Source organism: Klebsiella pneumoniae complex sp. WS1778, assembly GCF_049472055.1.
GTDB lineage: Bacteria > Pseudomonadota > Gammaproteobacteria > Enterobacterales > Enterobacteriaceae > Klebsiella > Klebsiella quasipneumoniae.
The window spans coordinates 779,895-797,178 of record NZ_JBKGTJ010000001.1 but is presented as its reverse complement, the minus strand read 5'-3'; the positions used below and the strand labels follow the sequence as shown (position 1 = coordinate 797,178).

General features: G+C 57.0%; 15 protein-coding genes and 1 riboswitch. Of the genes, 10 read left to right on the top strand and 5 right to left on the bottom strand.

All coding sequences use genetic code 11. The features are described 5' to 3' along the window. Positions 1–568 precede the first annotated feature (568 nt). Complete coding sequence (locus ACLEXF_RS04125; RefSeq protein ID WP_004205857.1) at positions 569–1,000, top strand: DUF4354 family protein; 432 nt, start codon at positions 569–571, stop codon at positions 998–1,000. Positions 1,001–1,513: 513 nt separating this feature from the next. On the opposite strand, the gene ACLEXF_RS04120 is transcribed toward ACLEXF_RS04125, so the two are convergent. After that, positions 1,514–1,864, bottom strand: coding sequence for a hypothetical protein (locus tag ACLEXF_RS04120; RefSeq protein WP_071996704.1), 351 nt, complete (start codon positions 1,862–1,864; stop codon positions 1,514–1,516). 541 nt (positions 1,865–2,405) lie between these two features. Then, a riboswitch (guanidine-I (ykkC/yxkD leader) is annotated at positions 2,406–2,504 on the top strand. 56 nt (positions 2,505–2,560) lie between these two features. On the opposite strand from ACLEXF_RS04120, the gene ACLEXF_RS04115 reads away from it, so the two are divergent. The 7 genes from ACLEXF_RS04115 (at position 2,561) to atzF (ending at position 12,176) form a co-directional block, all read left to right on the top strand. Continuing rightward, entirely contained in the window at positions 2,561–3,619 is a 1,059-nt protein-coding gene (locus tag ACLEXF_RS04115; RefSeq protein ID WP_407259790.1) for a putative urea ABC transporter substrate-binding protein, read from the top strand. 24 nt (positions 3,620–3,643) lie between these two features. Continuing rightward, the gene (locus tag ACLEXF_RS04110) at positions 3,644–4,459 is read left to right on the top strand and encodes an ABC transporter permease (protein ID WP_043519578.1); all 816 of its coding nucleotides are present in this window, start codon (positions 3,644–3,646) and stop codon (positions 4,457–4,459) included. Beyond that, entirely contained in the window at positions 4,456–5,232 is a 777-nt protein-coding gene (locus tag ACLEXF_RS04105; protein ID WP_004205863.1) for an ABC transporter ATP-binding protein, read from the top strand. Before ACLEXF_RS04110 ends, ACLEXF_RS04105 begins: the two co-directional genes overlap by 4 nt. Before the next feature lie 4 nt (positions 5,233–5,236). Beyond that, positions 5,237–5,965, top strand: coding sequence for an urea amidolyase associated protein UAAP1 (locus ACLEXF_RS04100; protein ID WP_124989253.1), 729 nt, complete (start codon positions 5,237–5,239; stop codon positions 5,963–5,965). 10 nt (positions 5,966–5,975) lie between these two features. Then, a complete protein-coding gene (locus ACLEXF_RS04095) occupies positions 5,976–6,611 on the top strand; it encodes an urea amidolyase associated protein UAAP2 (protein ID WP_017900291.1) in 636 nt (211 codons plus the stop codon). 166 nt (positions 6,612–6,777) lie between these two features. Then, a complete protein-coding gene (uca, locus tag ACLEXF_RS04090; RefSeq protein ID WP_407259791.1) occupies positions 6,778–10,383 on the top strand; it encodes an urea carboxylase in 3,606 nt (1,201 codons plus the stop codon). Next, complete coding sequence (gene atzF / locus ACLEXF_RS04085) at positions 10,380–12,176, top strand: allophanate hydrolase (RefSeq protein ID WP_407259792.1); 1,797 nt, start codon at positions 10,380–10,382, stop codon at positions 12,174–12,176. The genes uca and atzF overlap by 4 nt, the downstream gene beginning before the upstream one ends. A 42-nt stretch (positions 12,177–12,218) precedes the next feature. Here the strand turns inward: atzF and ACLEXF_RS04080 are convergent, their stop codons facing one another. Next, positions 12,219–12,857, bottom strand: a complete 639-nt coding sequence (locus ACLEXF_RS04080; RefSeq protein WP_135683720.1) for a hypothetical protein — start codon at positions 12,855–12,857, stop codon at positions 12,219–12,221. A 449-nt stretch (positions 12,858–13,306) separates the two neighbouring features. Between ACLEXF_RS04080 and ACLEXF_RS04075 the strand changes: the two genes are divergently transcribed. Both ACLEXF_RS04075 and ACLEXF_RS04070 read left to right on the top strand, forming a co-directional pair. Next, the gene (locus tag ACLEXF_RS04075; RefSeq protein ID WP_053810378.1) at positions 13,307–14,098 is read left to right on the top strand and encodes an HAD-IIB family hydrolase; all 792 of its coding nucleotides are present in this window, start codon (positions 13,307–13,309) and stop codon (positions 14,096–14,098) included. A 196-nt stretch (positions 14,099–14,294) separates the two neighbouring features. Then, a complete protein-coding gene (locus ACLEXF_RS04070) occupies positions 14,295–14,915 on the top strand; it encodes a LysE family translocator (protein ID WP_423265731.1) in 621 nt (206 codons plus the stop codon). Positions 14,916–14,966: 51 nt separating this feature from the next. Here ACLEXF_RS04070 and ACLEXF_RS04065 read toward each other — a convergent pair whose 3' ends face one another. The 3 genes from ACLEXF_RS04065 to ACLEXF_RS04055 all read right to left on the bottom strand — a co-directional run bounded on the left by ACLEXF_RS04065 (position 14,967) and on the right by ACLEXF_RS04055 (position 17,259). Next, positions 14,967–15,593, bottom strand: coding sequence for a helix-turn-helix transcriptional regulator (locus ACLEXF_RS04065; RefSeq protein WP_032456064.1), 627 nt, complete (start codon positions 15,591–15,593; stop codon positions 14,967–14,969). Between the two features lie 135 nt (positions 15,594–15,728). Further along, positions 15,729–16,241, bottom strand: a complete 513-nt coding sequence (locus ACLEXF_RS04060) for a fimbrial protein (protein ID WP_032456063.1) — start codon at positions 16,239–16,241, stop codon at positions 15,729–15,731. A 10-nt stretch (positions 16,242–16,251) separates the two neighbouring features. Further along, a complete protein-coding gene (locus ACLEXF_RS04055; protein ID WP_032456062.1) occupies positions 16,252–17,259 on the bottom strand; it encodes a fimbrial protein in 1,008 nt (335 codons plus the stop codon). Between the last annotated feature and the right edge of the window lie 25 nt (positions 17,260–17,284).

Sequence of the window (17,284 nt, the reverse complement as noted above, 5' to 3'; positions counted from 1 at the left end):
GGTATACAAGCGCACAGCATTAAACGTGCCAGTTAAAATAGTGCTTTATATACATGCAGTTAACATGGCGATGCGGGATTTGATGGGCTTCAGTATGGTGAACAGCCGGCACTGAGTCGGTGCAAATGGGTCATCGCTGTGCGCTTCACTTGCTGACTGGCACCAGGTCGATGGTAGGTCTGATGGAAAAATAGACATGGCATTCAAGCGGGGGACAGGAACTCTCCTGCTTATCCTGTTCAGGATCGCTGATGATATTCACGCCATGGATACTGGGGGCGCTAACCTGGCCGGTGCGAACGGCTTTAAATAGCATCCTGGTAAAGTAAAGATAAACCGTGCATAAACATGACGCAGAAAAAAGTGAACAACAAGTTACTGGTAACAATTTTTTAAATTCAAATTAGAATTGTTTTAATGGTTATTTTCTCAATGTGCTGATTTATAGGTTTAAATATATTTGAAGGCTGAATTTTGATCAGTGAGTGAACATGGATAATATCATTGATAATACCAATATCATGATCTATGGTAGCGCATGCTTAATAGTGAATTTAATGAGGTTGAAATGCATAACTATATTACGAAAGGTATTGCGCTGGCTGTAGCTATCGCTGCCTCAGGAATGGTGCAGGCTGATGAGAAAAAGAATCATGATCCTTATTTTTCGGGGGTCAAGATTTTTGCGCAAAAGGAGTCCACCGGAAGTGAATGGGATAGCGTTACCGGCGAAGCGAAGTATCTGATATTCTATAAAGTTACGCTTGATAATTATTCTAATAAAAGCATTGAACCTGGCAAAGATAACAAAATGTGCTTCTTTTTGTATGATAAAAATGGCAAATCATTTATGAGCACCGGAATTCAAATGGAGATGCTGAAAAAATACAAACCCATTGAAAGCCGAACCGGAAGCGTGTTATTCAGCAGCGCCGATCCTGAAATATTGAATATACCTTTTGTTCGTCTTGCTTTCGGTAAAGAGTGCTTAACAAAATAACCACCATCCAGAGTGTGGATGATCTGCCTTATATGATGTTAGCGTAACACCGGGCGTCAGTCAGGTGTTACGAGACCTTATTATTTACCTGAACATTCCAACTGAATGATGAGGATGCGTGCGAGGCAGAGACCAGTGGTGACAAGCACCGTGCTCACCTGAAGAGGGTCACTCGTATTTCGGTTTTACGCGGAGGAGATACGTCTGCCGGGAGGGGGATGCACTGGCCAGTTATTGGACAATCTTACGCGTCTTTTTTGCTCCGCTATCCGTGACGCTCCTGATGATTTTTCTCAGTTGGCATATGCCAAAACTCATAGCAAATTTATTAGGGTGCTTCGGTTTGCTTACTGCACCTGAAAAAAGGGATCGCTCGACAAAAATGCTATCCTGATACAAAACAGTATCAGCGTGTAACTCGCCAGATATCATCAGCACTGTTATTAGCAAAAGGAGAGATCTTTTCATCATTCGTTCTCTGATAGCTTAATTCTGTTGCTATTTATCTGCGCATTATGTGCACCGTTCAGCAATGGCAGTGACCGACCGATGTATATCCGGCGCATGCGGCGCATAATAAAATTCTACCGAAGTCTGCCTGCTGTTGAATTTGCTGATTTCAACCCACGCGACAGCCGTGGGTTCAGTATTTATTAGATTGTACTTATAAACATTTTCAGGGAGAGTGTCATCATATTCCAGTGATAAATTCTCTTTAGTGGCTGCATAATGAAGGCAATCAACCACCTGGCTTTTTCCCTGATTAACATAGTAAGTTTTTTCTTCCGGATGTATGCCTACATCCCCGAGATCCACACAACCACTTAACAGAATAAGGGGGGGGAACATCAGCAATATTTTCATGGAACCTCTCTGTGTTAAATAACATTGGCGTGATTTTAACTTGTATTTAACAGGCTAATCATGCTGGATTAACGAATGGTGATTTCATTCCTCCCCTCTCCTTAACGTGGCGCAATATTATCATCGTGCGTTAAAACGCACAACCAGGAAATTTAGCGTTAGTAGGTATTCAACATTTAAATGCTTTACCGTCAGGCGGGTCGTACAGGCGGAAAAATAAGGATAACGCCCCCTGGCGACGGGGCAGCGGAGAAGTCCCTGCTACTTCCCAAATATCGAAGCGGCGTAATGGCAAACATTTACCCGCGCAATGATCATGAGTTACAGGACTCATCCCCCATGACCAACGGCCGGTTGTTTGCCAGGACGCGGTTGGCTTTCCCTCTGCACCAAAGCCATGCAATGCCCCACTTTTACTCCCCATTTTTGGGAGGCGATGCCCCGGTTGGCGGTAAATCGCTGATGGAACGGCTATTTGGCTCCTGGCATGGTGCTTGCAAGAACATCGGCAGAAAGCAGCGCAACAGACAATTCAGATCACACAATAGCTGGCTAGGGTTCCGGTTCACCGCGGTGAACGTCTGGTCCGAGAGCTGGCGACCTCGGCGAGGTTACACGGCGGGATAAAAGCCCGGGAGACAGCAGCACCGTTGGGTGTCGCGCTGCTCCGTTTCTCGTGCTAACCAGAGGTCCACCATGAAAACATCGCCGCTCCTCCGCTCACTCGTCCTGTCGCTGACGCTGCTGACCAGCGTCCCGTCCTTTGCCGCCGTCAAAAAAGAGTTCAACGTCTGCTGGACCATCTACGCCGGCTGGATGCCCTGGGGCGCCATCAGCAATGAAAAGATCATTGATAAATGGGCCAGCAAATACGGCATCAAAATCAATATCGTTCAGCTCAACGATTACATCGAATCCATCAACCAGTACACCGCCGGGCAGTTTGACGGCTGCACGATGACCAACATGGACGCGTTGACGATCCCGGCGGCGGGCGGTGTCGACAGTACGGCGCTGATCACCGGCAGCTACTCCGACGGTAACGACGGGGTGGTCCTCAAAGGGGCGGATAAAAAGCTCAGCGACCTGAAAGGAATGTCGGTGTATCTCCCGGAGCTGTCGGTATCCCACTATCTGCTGGTGCGCGGCCTGGAAAAAGCCGGGCTGCAGGAAAAAGACGTCAAGGTGGTGAATACCTCCGATGCCGATATCGTCTCGGCCTTCGGCACCAGCGGCGTGCGGGCGGCGGTGGCCTGGAATCCGCAGCTGTCGGTTATCAAAAAGACCCCGCAAACCAGCGAAGTGTTTAGCTCCTCGCAGGTGCCCGGCGAGCTTATCGACATGATGGTGGTGAATACCCAGACCCTGAAAGATAACCCCGCGCTGGGCAAAGCCCTGACCGGCGCCTGGTTTGAAATGATGGCCAAAATGAAGGCCGGGGATAGCCAGGTGCTGAGCGCCATGGCCGCCGACGCCGGTACCGATCTCGCCGGCTATCAGGCGCAGCTGAAAACCACCCATCTGTTCTGGACGCCTGCCGACACCCTGGCGTTTATCTCCTCGCCGGATCTGGCGAAAACCATGCAGCGAGTGGCGCAGTTCTCGTTCGATAAAGGCCTGCTGGGTGAAGGGGCGCAGAGCGCGGACTTTATCGGCATGACCTTTCCGGGAAATGTCACCCTCGGCGATGCCGCCAACCGCAAACTGCGCTTTGACGACAGCTACCTGAAGCTGGCCGCCGCGGGCCAGCTCTAATGATTGCCGCCGGGAGACCACGCCATGCGCCACATTAACCGTTATCCCCAAAAGGGGATGCGCCTGACGCTGATGCTGCTGCCTTTTGTCGTGCTGATCGCCGCCTGGTTTATGGGATCGGCGGTGCGGCTGGAAGCCAATCCGCAGGACAAGTTGCTGCCAGGCCTGTCGCAGATGGTGGCAGCCATTGACCGGATGGCGTTCACCCCGGACAAACGCAGCGGCGAGTATCTGCTGTGGGCCGATACGCTGATCAGCCTGAGCCGTCTGCTGACGGGCCTGGCCGTCTCGTCGCTGATCGGCCTCGTCATCGGCATCGCCGCCGGCGTCTTCCCGATGTACCGCGCGGCGCTGTCGCCGCTGCTGACGGTGGTGTCAATGATCCCGCCGCTGGCGATCCTGCCGGTGCTGTTTATCGTCTTTGGCCTGGATGAGCTGTCGAAAGTGATGCTGATCGTCATCGGTATTACGCCGATGCTGGCGCGCGACCTGGAGCAGCGGGCGCAGGAGATCCCGGCGGAGCTGTTTATTAAGGCGCAGACCCTCGGCGCCAATAGCTGGACCCTGGTGCTGCGGGTGGTGCTTCCCCAGCTGCTGTCGCGGCTGATCACCTCCCTGCGCCTGCTGCTGGGCTCGGCATGGCTGTTCCTCATCTCCGCCGAGGCCATCTCCGCCACCGCCGGGCTGGGGTACCGCATTTTCCTGGTGCGGCGCTATATGGCGATGGACGTGATTATTCCCTATGTCATCTGGATCACTTTGCTGGCATGGCTGATGGATCTGGCGCTGCGCCAGCTGCACAAGGCCTGTTTCCCGTGGGCGGAAGGAGGTCGGGGATGAGTTTTATCGACATCAAAAACATCTGGCAGGAGTACGGCGACCACGTGGTGCTGGAGCGCATCAATCTGCAGGTGAAAGAGGGCGAGTTTTGCTCGATGGTCGGCGCGTCCGGCTGTGGTAAATCGACCTTTCTGCGCCTGCTGCTCGGTCAGGAAAAACCGACCCGTGGTGCCATCCTGCTCGACGGCCAGCCGCTGGCGGCGGAGCCGGACCGCAGTCGTGGTGTGGTCTTCCAGCGCTATTCGGTGTTTCCGCATCTCAACGTGCTGGATAACGTCGCCATCGGCCTGGAGCTGCCGGCGTCCCCGCTGCTGGGGCGCCTGTTTGGCGGCAGAAAGCGCGAGGCCCGGCAACAGGCCCAGCGGATGCTGGAGAAAGTGGGCCTGGGACACGCCCTGGATAAATACCCGGCGCAGCTCTCGGGCGGGATGCAGCAGCGGCTGGCCATTGCCCAGGCGTTCGTGATGCAGCCGCGGGTGCTGCTGCTGGACGAGCCCTTCGGCGCGCTGGATCCCGGCATTCGCAAGGATATGCATGCGCTGCTGCTCCAGCTGTGGAGCGAAACGCGCATGACGGTGTTTATGGTCACCCACGACCTGGCGGAAGGCTTCAACCTCGGCACGAGGCTGCTGGTGTTCGACAAAGTGCGCATCGACCCGCAGGCGCCCAACGCCTGGGGAGCGCGTATTACCTACGACATCCCGCTCAATGAAGCGCGGATGGCGCAGCTGGCCGCCGGTAGCGACACCAACGTTTACGCATTAAGGAGATAAATTGATGACTGAACTGCTTCACTCCACCCCCAGCCTGCGCGAAGAGCAGCTTCCCGGCGGGGCGCACACCTCGCTGATTTTGCGCAAAGGGCAGATCCTGCGCCTGACCGATATCGACGGCGGGGCGAACGTCAGCATGATGATGCTCAACCCCCATGAGAAAAGTGAGCGCCTGAACCTGCCGGATACCCTCAAGGGGCAGCATACCGCGCGTCTGACTGCCGGGCACTGTTTCTACTCCGATATGGGCCGGGTGCTCGCCGGGATCGTCGCCGACAGCTGCGGCTGGCACGATCCGTTCGGCGGGGTCCTTAACGCCGAAGAGACGCGCGACAAATATGGCGCCGGACGCTACCAGGAATTACGCAATGGCTTCTACCGCAACGGCGTCGATAACCTGCTGGTGGAGATGGGGAAATGGGATCTCGGTCTGGAAGATCTGCTGATGGTGGTCAACTTCTTCAGCAAAGTCACCGTCGATGACGAGGGGCGCTTTCACTTTGTCTCCGGCAACAGCCGCGCCGGGGATTACGTGGAACTGTATGCCCCGATGGACGTCCTGCTGGTGCTCACCGCGCTGCCGCATCCCCAGGATCCGGCCACCGAGTATGCCCCCCGTCCGGTGCAGCTGAGCTGGTATCAGGCCGACGATGAAGACGCAGCCACCCAGGCGCTCCTGACCCGCGATGAGAACCAGCGCGCGTTCCGCAATACCCAACTTTTTGCCCTGTAAGGAGGCGTTTATGACCCTTATCACCAGTAACCGACGCCCGGAAGAGGCCGTCTATCGCCATGTGATCCCCGCCGGGGAGCCGTGGCTGTTTGAGGTAAAAAAAGGGCAAACCCTGCGCCTGCTCGATCTTGAAGGCAACCAGGCGATTGATACTCTGTTTTACAACGCCGACAACCCGCGCGAGCGCTACGATGCGCAGCGCACGCTGCGCCGCCAGGGTAACGCCTACCTGACCGCCGGCAGCGTGCTCTATTCCAACCTTGGGCATCCGCTGATGACCATCGTGGCCGATACCTGCGGGCGGCACGATACCCTCGGCGGCGCCTGCGCCCAGGAGAGCAACACCGTGCGCTACGCTCTCGACAAGCGCTATATGCACAGCTGCCGGGACAATTTTCTCTGCGCCTGTCTGCACGATGGCCGTCTGCATAAACGCGATATCGGCGCCAACATTAACTTCTTTATGAACGTGCCGGTGACGCCGGAGGGGGGTCTGACCTTCGAGGATGGCATCTCGGCGGCGGGAAAATACGTGGAACTGCGCGCGGAGTGTAACGCCATGGTGCTGATCTCCAACTGCCCGCAGCTCAACAATCCCTGCAACGGCTGGAACCCGACCCCCGCCGAGGTGCTGGTATGGAACTGACCCGCTGGCAGCGCTGGCGTTTGCTGGCCTTTCGGCTGTTCGCCGTTCGCGCCGACCGCCTGAACCACACGCCGACGCGCCACCTTTAAGCGCTGGCTCTCCCGGGGACGACCTCAGGGGAAGACGAATTATTGCGGGACGACCCGCTTCGCTGTGAGTTCCGCTTATGTTTGATACCTTACTGATTGCTAACCGCGGGGCGATTGCCTGCCGCATTCTGCGCACCCTGCGCGCCATGCAGGTGAAGGGCGTCGCCGTTTACGCCGAAGCCGACCTGAGCAGTCTGCACGTCCGCGAAGCGGAAGAGGCGCTCAGCCTTGGCGAGGGGCCGGCAGCGCAAACCTATCTGATGGTAGAGAAGATCATTGCCGCCGCGCTGCAGAGCGGCGCCCGCGCTATCCATCCCGGTTACGGCTTTCTGTCGGAAAACGCCGCCTTCGCCGAAGCCTGTGAGGCGGCGGGACTGGCGTTTGTTGGCCCGACTCCGCAACAGCTGCGAACCTTCGGCCTGAAGCATACCGCCCGCGCCCTGGCGAAGGCGGAGGGCGTTCCGCTGCTGGAAGGCAGCGAACTGCTGGCCGACAGTGAGGAAGCCTGCCGGGCGGCTGAGGCGGTGGGCTACCCGGTGATGCTCAAGAGCACGGCGGGCGGCGGAGGGATTGGCATGCGCGTCTGCCGCGACGCCCGCGAACTGAGCGAGGCGTTTGCCACGGTACAGCGGTTGGGGCAAAACAACTTCAGCGACGCCGGGGTGTTTCTCGAAAAATATATCGAACGCGCCCGCCATCTGGAGGTGCAAATCTTCGGCGACGGGAAGGGGGAAGTTATCGCCCTCGGCGTGCGCGACTGCTCGCTGCAGCGACGTAACCAGAAAGTGATTGAAGAGACCCCGGCGCCAAATCTGCCGGACGGGATGGCGCAGGCGCTGTGTAGCGCGGCCATTGCCCTTGGAAAAGCAGTGAACTACCGCAGCGCCGGGACGGTGGAGTTTGTCTACGACAGCGCGGCGCAGCGTTTCTATTTCCTCGAGGTCAATACCCGACTGCAGGTGGAGCACGGCGTGACGGAGCAGGTGTGGGGCGTGGACCTGGTGCACTGGATGATCGCCCTGGCGGCAGGGGATTTACCGCCGCTGAGCGAGCTGGCCGCCGGGCTACAGCCCCGGGGCCATGCTATTCAGGCGCGAATTTACGCCGAAGATCCTGGCCGCCAGTTTCAGCCTTCTCCCGGACTGTTAACCGACGTCTGGTTTCCACCGGCGGACGGCGCCACCCTGCGCATCGATCGCTGGGTGGAGGCCGGGTGTGAGGTGCCGCCGTTTTTCGACCCGCTGTTGGCGAAAGCTATCGTCTGGCGCCCCAGCCGCGATGAGGCGATCGCCGGCCTGGCGCAGGCTCTGGCAGAGACCCGCCTGTACGGCGTCGAAACCAACCGCCAGTACCTGCAGCAGATCCTCAGCTTTGCGCCGTTTACTGCCGGAGAACCCTGGACTCGCTGTCTGGAGCAGTTGCGCTACCGGGCCGATACCGTGGAGGTTCTGAGCGCCGGCACCCAGACCAGCGTCCAGGACTACCCGGGACGTCTGGGGTACTGGGCGGTGGGTGTACCGCCCTCGGGACCGATGGATGACCGGGCGCTGCGCCTGGGCAACCGTCTGCTGGGCAATGCCGAGGGCGACGCTGCGCTGGAGATCACCCTTAGCGGACCCACCCTGAAATTTAATACCGCCGTACAGGCGGTGGTCTGCGGCGCGCCGCTGGCCGTAACGCTCGACGGCGTCGACCAGGAGATGGACTGCGTATTCACTATTCCGGCGGGTGCGACCCTCAGGCTGGGGGCGATAAGCGGGCCAGGGGTCAGAAGCTATCTCTGCCTGCGCGGCGGCATTCAGGTGCCGGATTATTTGGGCAGTAAAAGCACCTTTACCCTCGGTCAGTTTGGCGGCCACGGCGGACGGGCGCTGCGCGCCGGCGACGTGCTGCATCTTGCACCTCCGGCTGAGACCACGGAAAGCGCGGCGCTTCCTGCAGGGTTGCGCACTGAGCTTGCGGCAGTGCGAACGCTGCGGGTGATCTATGGTCCCCACGGCGCGCCGGAGTTCTTTGCCCCGGCGTATATGGCGACCTTTTTTGCCACCGACTGGGAGGTGCATTTTAACTCCAGCCGCACCGGCGTGCGCCTGATCGGGCCCAAGCCGGTCTGGGCCCGCGACAGCGGCGGCGAAGCCGGGCTGCATCCGTCGAATATTCATGACAACCCCTATGCCGTGGGGGCCGTGGATTTTACCGGCGATATGCCGGTGATCCTCGGGCCGGACGGCCCAAGCCTCGGGGGCTTCGTCTGCCCGGTGACGGTGATCGAAGCCGATCTCTGGCAACTGGGCCAGCTTAAGGCGGGGGATAAAGTGCGCTTTGTGGCGGTGGACGTCCCCACCGCCCGGCGGCTGGCGGCAGGCCGTCGCGCGGAGCTGGCGACCCTGCAGGCGCAGGACGTTGCCTGGCAGCCTGTGCCGCTTACCTCGCCGGTGGTGATGACCTGCGGCGACGCTGACAAACGCCTGGTGGCGCGCCTCTCCGGCGATACCCATCTGCTGCTGGAGGCCGGTGAGGCGGAGCTGGATCTGGTGCTGCGCTTTCGCATCCATGCCCTGATGCAGGCCCTTGAGGAGCAAGCCCGGGAAGGGATCATTGATATCACGCCGGGGATCCGCTCCCTGCAGCTGCATTACCAGCCGGAAACGCTGGCGCTGGAGACCCTGCTGGCGTGGGTCCGCGAGGAGTGGGCCACGGTCTGCATGAGCGACGATCTGCAGGTGCCTACACGGGTGGTGCATCTCCCGCTCTCCTGGGACGATCCCGCCTGCCGCAAGGCGATCGACAAATATATGACCACCGTCCGCCCGGACGCCCCCTGGTGCCCAAGCAACCTCGAGTTTATTCGCCGGATAAACGATCTCCCGGATGAGCAGGCGGTGTGGCAAACGGTGTTTGACGCCAGCTATCTGGTGATGGGGCTCGGCGATGTCTATCTCGGCGCACCGGTGGCTACCCCCCTTGATCCGCGCCATCGGCTGGTCACCACCAAATACAACCCGGCGCGAACCTGGACGGCGGAAAACTCGGTGGGCATCGGCGGAGCGTATCTGTGCGTTTACGGCATGGAAGGCCCGGGTGGCTATCAGTTTGTCGGCCGCACCCTGCAGATGTGGAGTCGCTATCACGAGGTGGCTGATTTTGCTGGCAAGCCCTGGCTGCTGCGCTTTTTCGACCAGTTGCGTTTCTATCCGGTCTCGGCGGAGGAACTGCTGGAGATTCGCCGCGATTTCCCGCTCGGACGCTACCCGCTGCGCATCGAGCACAGCACGCTGCGGCTGGCGGAGTACCAGCAGTTTCTCGCTCGCGAGGCGCAGAGCATTAGCGCATTTCGCGACCATCAGCAGCGGGCGTTTAACGACGAGCGCGAGCGCTGGATCGCCAGCGGCCAGGCTCATTTCGACAGTCAGGAGAGCGCGACAGAAGAGGCGGGCGATGCGCCGCTGCAGCCGGGGGAACAGGGGGTGGAAAGCCCGGTATCCGGCAATCTGTGGCAGGTGCAGACCGCGGTGGGCCGCCAGGTACGTGCCGGCGATGTGCTGGTGGTGCTTGAGTCGATGAAAATGGAGATCCCGCTGCTGGCGCCATGCGATGGCAGGGTTCAGCAAGTCAATGTGCAGCCAGGCAGCGCGGTGCGTGCCGGGCAGCGGGTGGCAGTGATTTTTGAGGAGAAGGCATGATGCAGCAGACGTTTGATTTACGCCTGGCGACCCTGGCGGCGAACTATCGTATCGGCAACACCACCCCGCGCGCCCTGCTGGCGGCGATCCGCCAGCGGGCGGAAGCGCTGAATCCCGAGTTTAATCTGTTTATTCATCTCCTGAGCGAAGCGGAGCAGGCGCCGTTTCTGGCGGCGCTGGAAGGCCATTCGCCAGAGACGCTCCCGCTGTACGGGGTGCCGTTCGCGATCAAAGATAATATTGACCTTGCGGAGATCGTCACCACCGCTGCCTGTCCGGCGTTTGCTTACCGGCCGACGCAAAGCGCGACCATTGTCGCTCAGCTGATTGCCCTGGGGGCGGTGCCGGTGGGCAAAACCAATCTCGACCAGTTTGCCACCGGCCTGAACGGGACCCGTTCGCCGTATGGCCGCTGCCGCAACGCGTACCATCCCGCTTATCCCTCCGGCGGCTCCAGCGCCGGCTCCGCGCTGGCGGTAGCGCTGGGCGTGGCAAGCTTCGCGCTGGGGACCGACACCGCCGGCAGCGGTCGCGTCCCGGCCGGGCTGAATAACCTGGTGGGGCTGAAAGCGACGAAAGGGGTGATCTCTACCGCTGGAGTGGTACCTGCCTGCCGGACGCTGGACTGCGTGACCTTTTTCAGCGCCACCGCCGACGAGGCCAGCCAGCTGCTGGCCCTGGTTGCCCGATCCGATCAGCAGGATAGCTACAGCCGCCGCAATCCCCAGTGGAACAGCCGTCAGGCCTTCGGCAGGCCGTCCGCCGGGTTTCGCTTTGGCGTCCCGCGGGAGCTTAACTTCCTCGGCTGCCGCGTCAGCGAAGCGCTGTTCGCCGAGGCCGTGCAGCGGCTGACGGCGCTCGGCGGCGTGCCGGTAGCGATCGATTTCGCGCCATTTCTGGCCGCCGCCCGCCTGCTATATGACGGACCATGGGTTGCTGAACGCTATGCGGTGGCTGGCCCGCTGATTGAGCAGCAGCCGGATGCCGTGCTGCCGGTCATTCGCGATGTGCTGGCGAAAGCGCCTGATATCGACGCGACGGCGACTTTTAAGGCGATGTATCAGCTGCAGGGGTATAAAGCGCAGTGCGATGCCATTCTCGAGACGCTGGACTGCGTGCTGACGCCAACCGTTCCGCGCCCGGTAACGCTCGACGAGCTGGCGGTGGAGCCCATCGCCCGCAATGCCGACCTGGGCTACTACACCAACTTTATGAACCTGCTGGACTATGCGGCGGTGAGCGTGCCGTGCGGGTTTATGCCCGACGGACTTCCCTCCGGCGTCACGTTGTTTGGCCGGGCCTTTACCGATCAGTATTTGCTGAGCCTGGCCGACGCCTTCCAGCGCGCGGAGCGGCTACCGCTGGCAGGCGGCGCGCGGCTGGAAAGCCCGCCGCCTGCGCATCCCGCGGGCCATGATCGGATGGCTCTCGCGGTATGCGGCGCACATCTGTCCGGCCAGCCGCTGAACGGTCAATTGCTGGCGCGGGGCGGCAGGCTGCTGCAGGCGACCCACAGCGCGCCGCGCTATCGGTTGTATGTCCTTCCGGATGGCAAGCGCCCGGCGATGGTGCGTGACGAGCCAGAGGGGGACGCGATAGCCGTGGAAGTCTGGGAGATCCCCAGCGCCGAGGTGGGGTCGCTGCTGGTCGCCATCCCCGCGCCGCTGGGGCTGGGACAGATTGAGCTGGCCGACGGCCGCTGGGTGACAGGCTTTATTTGCGAAGCCGGAGGGCTGGGCGCGGCCACAGAGATCACCGCCTGGGGCGGCTGGCGTCAGTGGCTGGCCAGGTAAACGGGAAACCCTCTGCGGTAGCGCCGCAGAGGGAACCCTCGCTTATAACGGGCTGTTCTCATCGAGCAGGGTGACGCTCCAGACGCGGGCGTGCGTGTCATTGATGCGATAGTAGCTTTTCACGCTTGCCGTACCGCCGATGGCGTAGCCCACCAGAGCGACGATGTTGAGCTGATGCCCTTGCTTATCGGTAAACGCATAATATTCATCCAGCACATAGCCGCTGGCGCTGGCCGCTGATTCCAGACGATCGTCCCTTGCTTTCAGGTCCGGGGTATAATCGGCGATGGTTTTCCCCACAAAGTTTTTGGCGACGTCCTGCTTTTCGTCATCGCTGACGATAAACGCCGCGCTGGCAGGAAAGTGCTGAACCACGTCAGCCAGGGTTGGTTTCGGCGCGGCAGAGGGGAATAACGTGTGATCGATGGTGTAGGCCTGTAGCCAGCATGAAAATAACGCCGCTTCCGCCGCACGGCCATCCGGATCGGAAAGTCCGGGCAGCGCGTCGACGGTCTCTCCCGCTTTACGCAGCGCAATGAAATCGGCACAGGAGGAGACCCGTGCCTGATTCTGATCGCTCAGTACCAGCGTCAGGGGAGACTGGTTAATCTCAAGCTCGCCCGCCGCCAGCCCCGGCGTGCTCAACAATAACGTCACCGCCATACCGATAAAATATTTCATCACATAGCCTCCATGAATATCGACGTATCCTGATCCGAGGTGACAGGGAAAGCAAGCGATGGATGATGTCTTTTCCACACGTCCGGGCAATGGCTCATGCCGCCAGCTAGCAGGATCGCGCCTTGTCCACGCGCGGCCATCCGCGCAGAGACCGCTTTGATGGCGGCATACCCGGGTATTTATCGACACGGTATGCCAACAGCTGGCGTCATCCCCGCTGTGGCAGGGCGAGTTGAAGCGATAAGCAGGGGTTGCCGATGGCGCGGGGAAGCACAAGGCTTCGAAGTAGTACGGAACAATAAATTAATCTTCGGCCAGATAATGCCCCTGCTGACTTTCTTCGTGCAGTAAGAAGGTTCAAATCTCTCGAGTTAATAAAGAATAACAAATACTAAATTGATATTAACGTTTATCAAAAAAGCCATTAATATCGCCAGCATGGAGGAATTATGAATTTAATTGATAACGTTAAGAGTGAAGAGCTACAGAATATTCGTTTTGTTTTAACTGATATGGATGAAACGCTGACTTATAAAGGCAGGCTGCAGGCCAGAACCTATCAGAGTCTGGAAATGCTACAACATGCGGGCATTAAGGTGATTCCGGTAACGGCGGCCTCTGCCGGCTGGGCCGATCAGATGGCGAGAATGTGGCCTGTTGATGGAGTCATCGCTGAAAATGGAGGATTATTTCTTACCAGAAATACCATCGAACATGGCATTAACAGGTACTTCTGGCATGAAGACAAATATCTTCTCAATCGAGAAAAAATCAGCCACATTCTTCTCAAGATTCGCCAGAAATACCCCTGGGTTGAAGTGTCTGACGATCAGGATTTTCGCCTGACGAGTATTGCTTTCAAACTTCCCAAAAATCATGAGCAGACCAGACAGCTCATTGACGAATTAGCGGAAAATAAATGCAGCTATACCATTAATAATCTATGGGTACTGGGGTGGTTAGGGGGGTATGACAAACTCGTCATGAGCAGAAAGGTGTTAAAGCATTTTTACGCACTGGAAGAATCAGATGAACAGGCATCGGTTTTCTACAGTGGTGATTCGCTCAATGACGCCCCCATGTTCAGCTACTACAGCAAAACGTTGGGAATGAACACGATCAACGACATAGCGCAAGTTATACCATCATTGCCGCGCTGGATAAGTCAATTTCCAGGTGGTGAAGGGTTTGTTGATGGCGCGAACAGAATTTTAAATGCCAAAAGGGCAAGCATCAGTTAAGTTGCCTTCTCCGCTCTGGCAGATGGCAACCGGATCCATTGGTAGCAACAGGTCCGGTTGTTGTATGCGTTGGATAGAGAGCCTCATAGGGGACTTGCCGTTATCCAGGCGGAACGCCATCCACGTTGAATGGCTCATCATTCTTGTTGCAAAAATGGGAACGCTTCAGTAGCCTTGTCTCTTTCGGAGACAGGAAATGCTCGTCACTGATTCACTTCTTGCTTACACTCTCGCTGCCACGCTGCTTACCCTGACGCCAGGTCTGGATACTGCTCTTATCCTGCGCACGGCGACCGCGGAAGGGGGACGCAAAGCCTTGCATGCCGCGTTAGGCATCGATCTCGGGTGCTTTATCTGGGGCGCGCTGGTGGCCTTTGGTTTGGGCGCGCTACTGGCGGTTTCTGAACTGGCTTACACCTTATTGAAATGGTGCGGCGCGGGCTACCTTTGTTGGCTGGGCATCCAGCTGCTCCTGCGCCCACGCCAGCAATTTAACACCCACCCGACCGAATCCAATTCCACGAGTAACTGGTTCCTGCGCGGGATGTTGGGGAATGTGCTTAATCCCAAAATGGGCGTCTTCTACGTTTCGTTTTTACCTCAGTTTATCCCCGCCGGGCATTCACCCGTCAGTTGGACCTTTCTGCTGGTCACTATCCATGTATTGATTGGGACGCTGCGGTCGTTAACGCTGATTACCGCCACTCGCTATGCCGCCGATATCCTGAAAAAACCAGCCGTGGTGAAATGGATGGATCGAACGACCGGCTGCCTGTTTCTGGTATTTGCCGCGAAGCTGGCCATGAGCCGGCGGTAACCATGCAGGGGCTCGCGCCCCTGTGTCAGTTGCCTTCTCAGCGCATTGGTATCACTGGCTAACTTTTATAAAGCCATTTGGCCAGTCGTTATTTTTTGTCAGTTTATTGAGCAGAAGCATTAGCTCATAATCGTTGCGTAAGTTAAATTTACTCATGACCATATATTTATGCGCATAGACCGTTTTCTCACTGATCATAAGCTCATCGGCAATTTGCGTTACCGACATCCCCTCATATAAACAGATCATGATGCGGATTTGCTGCGGTGACAATTTGGTCGGCTGACAGTCAAAACATGACGCGGGTGACTGTCGATAATTTGTCTGCTGCAGCCGGTGCCAGGCCGTATGTACTGCTCTACGTAACTGTCTCACGGAATGCCGGCGAGAGATAAAGATAATATCCTGAAAGCAAGAGGGGAGCGCAGAGGCTCGCATATCATCATCAACAAAACCAATCACAATGCCTTTTTTTCGCTTCTGTAGTTCAGGGCAGCAAATAAAACATTCGCCTGGACATAATGCCAGCACAATGACGTCTGCTAGCTGAACGCTTTCTGACGTAAAGTTAAAATTGAAATCAACTGTAGTATTGTGTTGGGAAAAGAAATCACTAAAAAAAAAGGTCAGGCCACATTGGAAGAGGGTATCCGACTCTTTTATTACAATATTAACCATTTACCATACCGAAACATATTTATTAAGCGCTCCTGCATTCGGGTAATGATAGACGCAGCACATTATTTCACCCTGTTAGCTTCCTGAAGGGGATGATGACTAACGCGCCTATGACCCTCTATAGCCAGCGCCCCATCAGTTGTATTGCATTGTTAAAACGACGACGGCGCGAATGGAACCTGGTGTCGGCCTTCCCGCCACGGAGGTCACCATGGCTTTCATCGGTATCGTCGCCGTTCTGTCTTCAGCTATATTTTGCGTGATGCTGGATCCGCTGCCCATCAACAGACCCGTTGTGGCATCAGACATCGCAATGGCCACGCGGGTTGCCGTGCCGCTGTTTTGGTAATAATTCACGCCCGCTTCCGGGTCAGGCGTTCCGCTAAAACGGGTCGTCACGCTCAGCGTGCCCGGCGGACAGCGGGTAAACAGGAGATGAAAAGTAACCGGATCGGAAGAAGACCCGGGGGTGAACATGTTTGTTGCTTGGATATTGCCAAGATCAACATTCATATTTTCACTACCACCGTTAAAGACGCAGGGCGCAGCGATAATACGCCCGGTGACTTTGATATCTACATTGTCTGCGGACATTGCAGGTAATACCATTGCGCATGCCATCAGCAAGATTAGTTTATTCATCTTCATTTAACAGCCTTTATTGATAGGTAAGACTCAGCGTTGCGGACGCATTTGCGATGCCGGTGGTTACCGTTGTATTGGTCTGATAGTAGCGTGCGGTTAACGGGAACATCTCCTGGCCGCCATTGGTTCTCTTCAGAACAAGATTATTGCCAAGGATTAGAGGGGTATTGTTATAAACCAGCTGCACGCCAACCCCCTGTGCGACGCCTGCGCTTCCCTGACCGGTTAACGCCAGCACGGTATTATCACTGACGTCAGGATTCTGTGCGCCGGAGAGCATGACGTTAATATTGGCTCCGGCATCACAGTCCAGAATGAGATTCTGCGTTTTCTGCGCATTAGCGGGGGTTAATCCCACCGTAGAACCAAACTCAGTGACCAAAACGTCACCCAGTTCAAATACAATATTCGATGTTGTCACCGCACATGCCACCTGGGTAATAGATCCGGCCCCCGCATTCACGGGAATCTCAGGCGCTTGTTCTCCGCCGAGATATTGCATCGTAAAGGCGACAAACGATGCCAGTTGCCCCGTTACTGAGCCAGAGGTAATATCACCAATCTTCCAGAATTGTATAACTGGCTGATAATCGTGAATAACCAGTTCTCCAGGGTTTGATGACCAACTGGACATTGAAGCGTTACCGCGGTCAATATAATCGGTGCCGCTAAACGTCGACGCGCCTGCTTTGGAGTTCATGTAAAAGCCAAAAGAAATACCCACCCCAGGCACATTGGTTTGATAAACGCGCCGCGCGCCGTACGTCGCGACATAGGGTAAAATAGCGCTTTTCATTCCTGAGCTTGACCCTTCATTGCCGGTGGTGACGCAGGTATAAGCATGTGCTAAGGAACCATATATCTCATTGCTTATTGCTTGCCCAACGGGAACATCGCGCTGAACAATAATATTGCCATAATCCACGGTATAGGGAGAGCCGATGTAAGTATAATCACAACAGAAGCCCGTCAATGGAAACAACAAAGCCAGCATTAATAATGCAGATCGGAAAAGTCGCATATCTATGCACCTGATTTAAAAATTT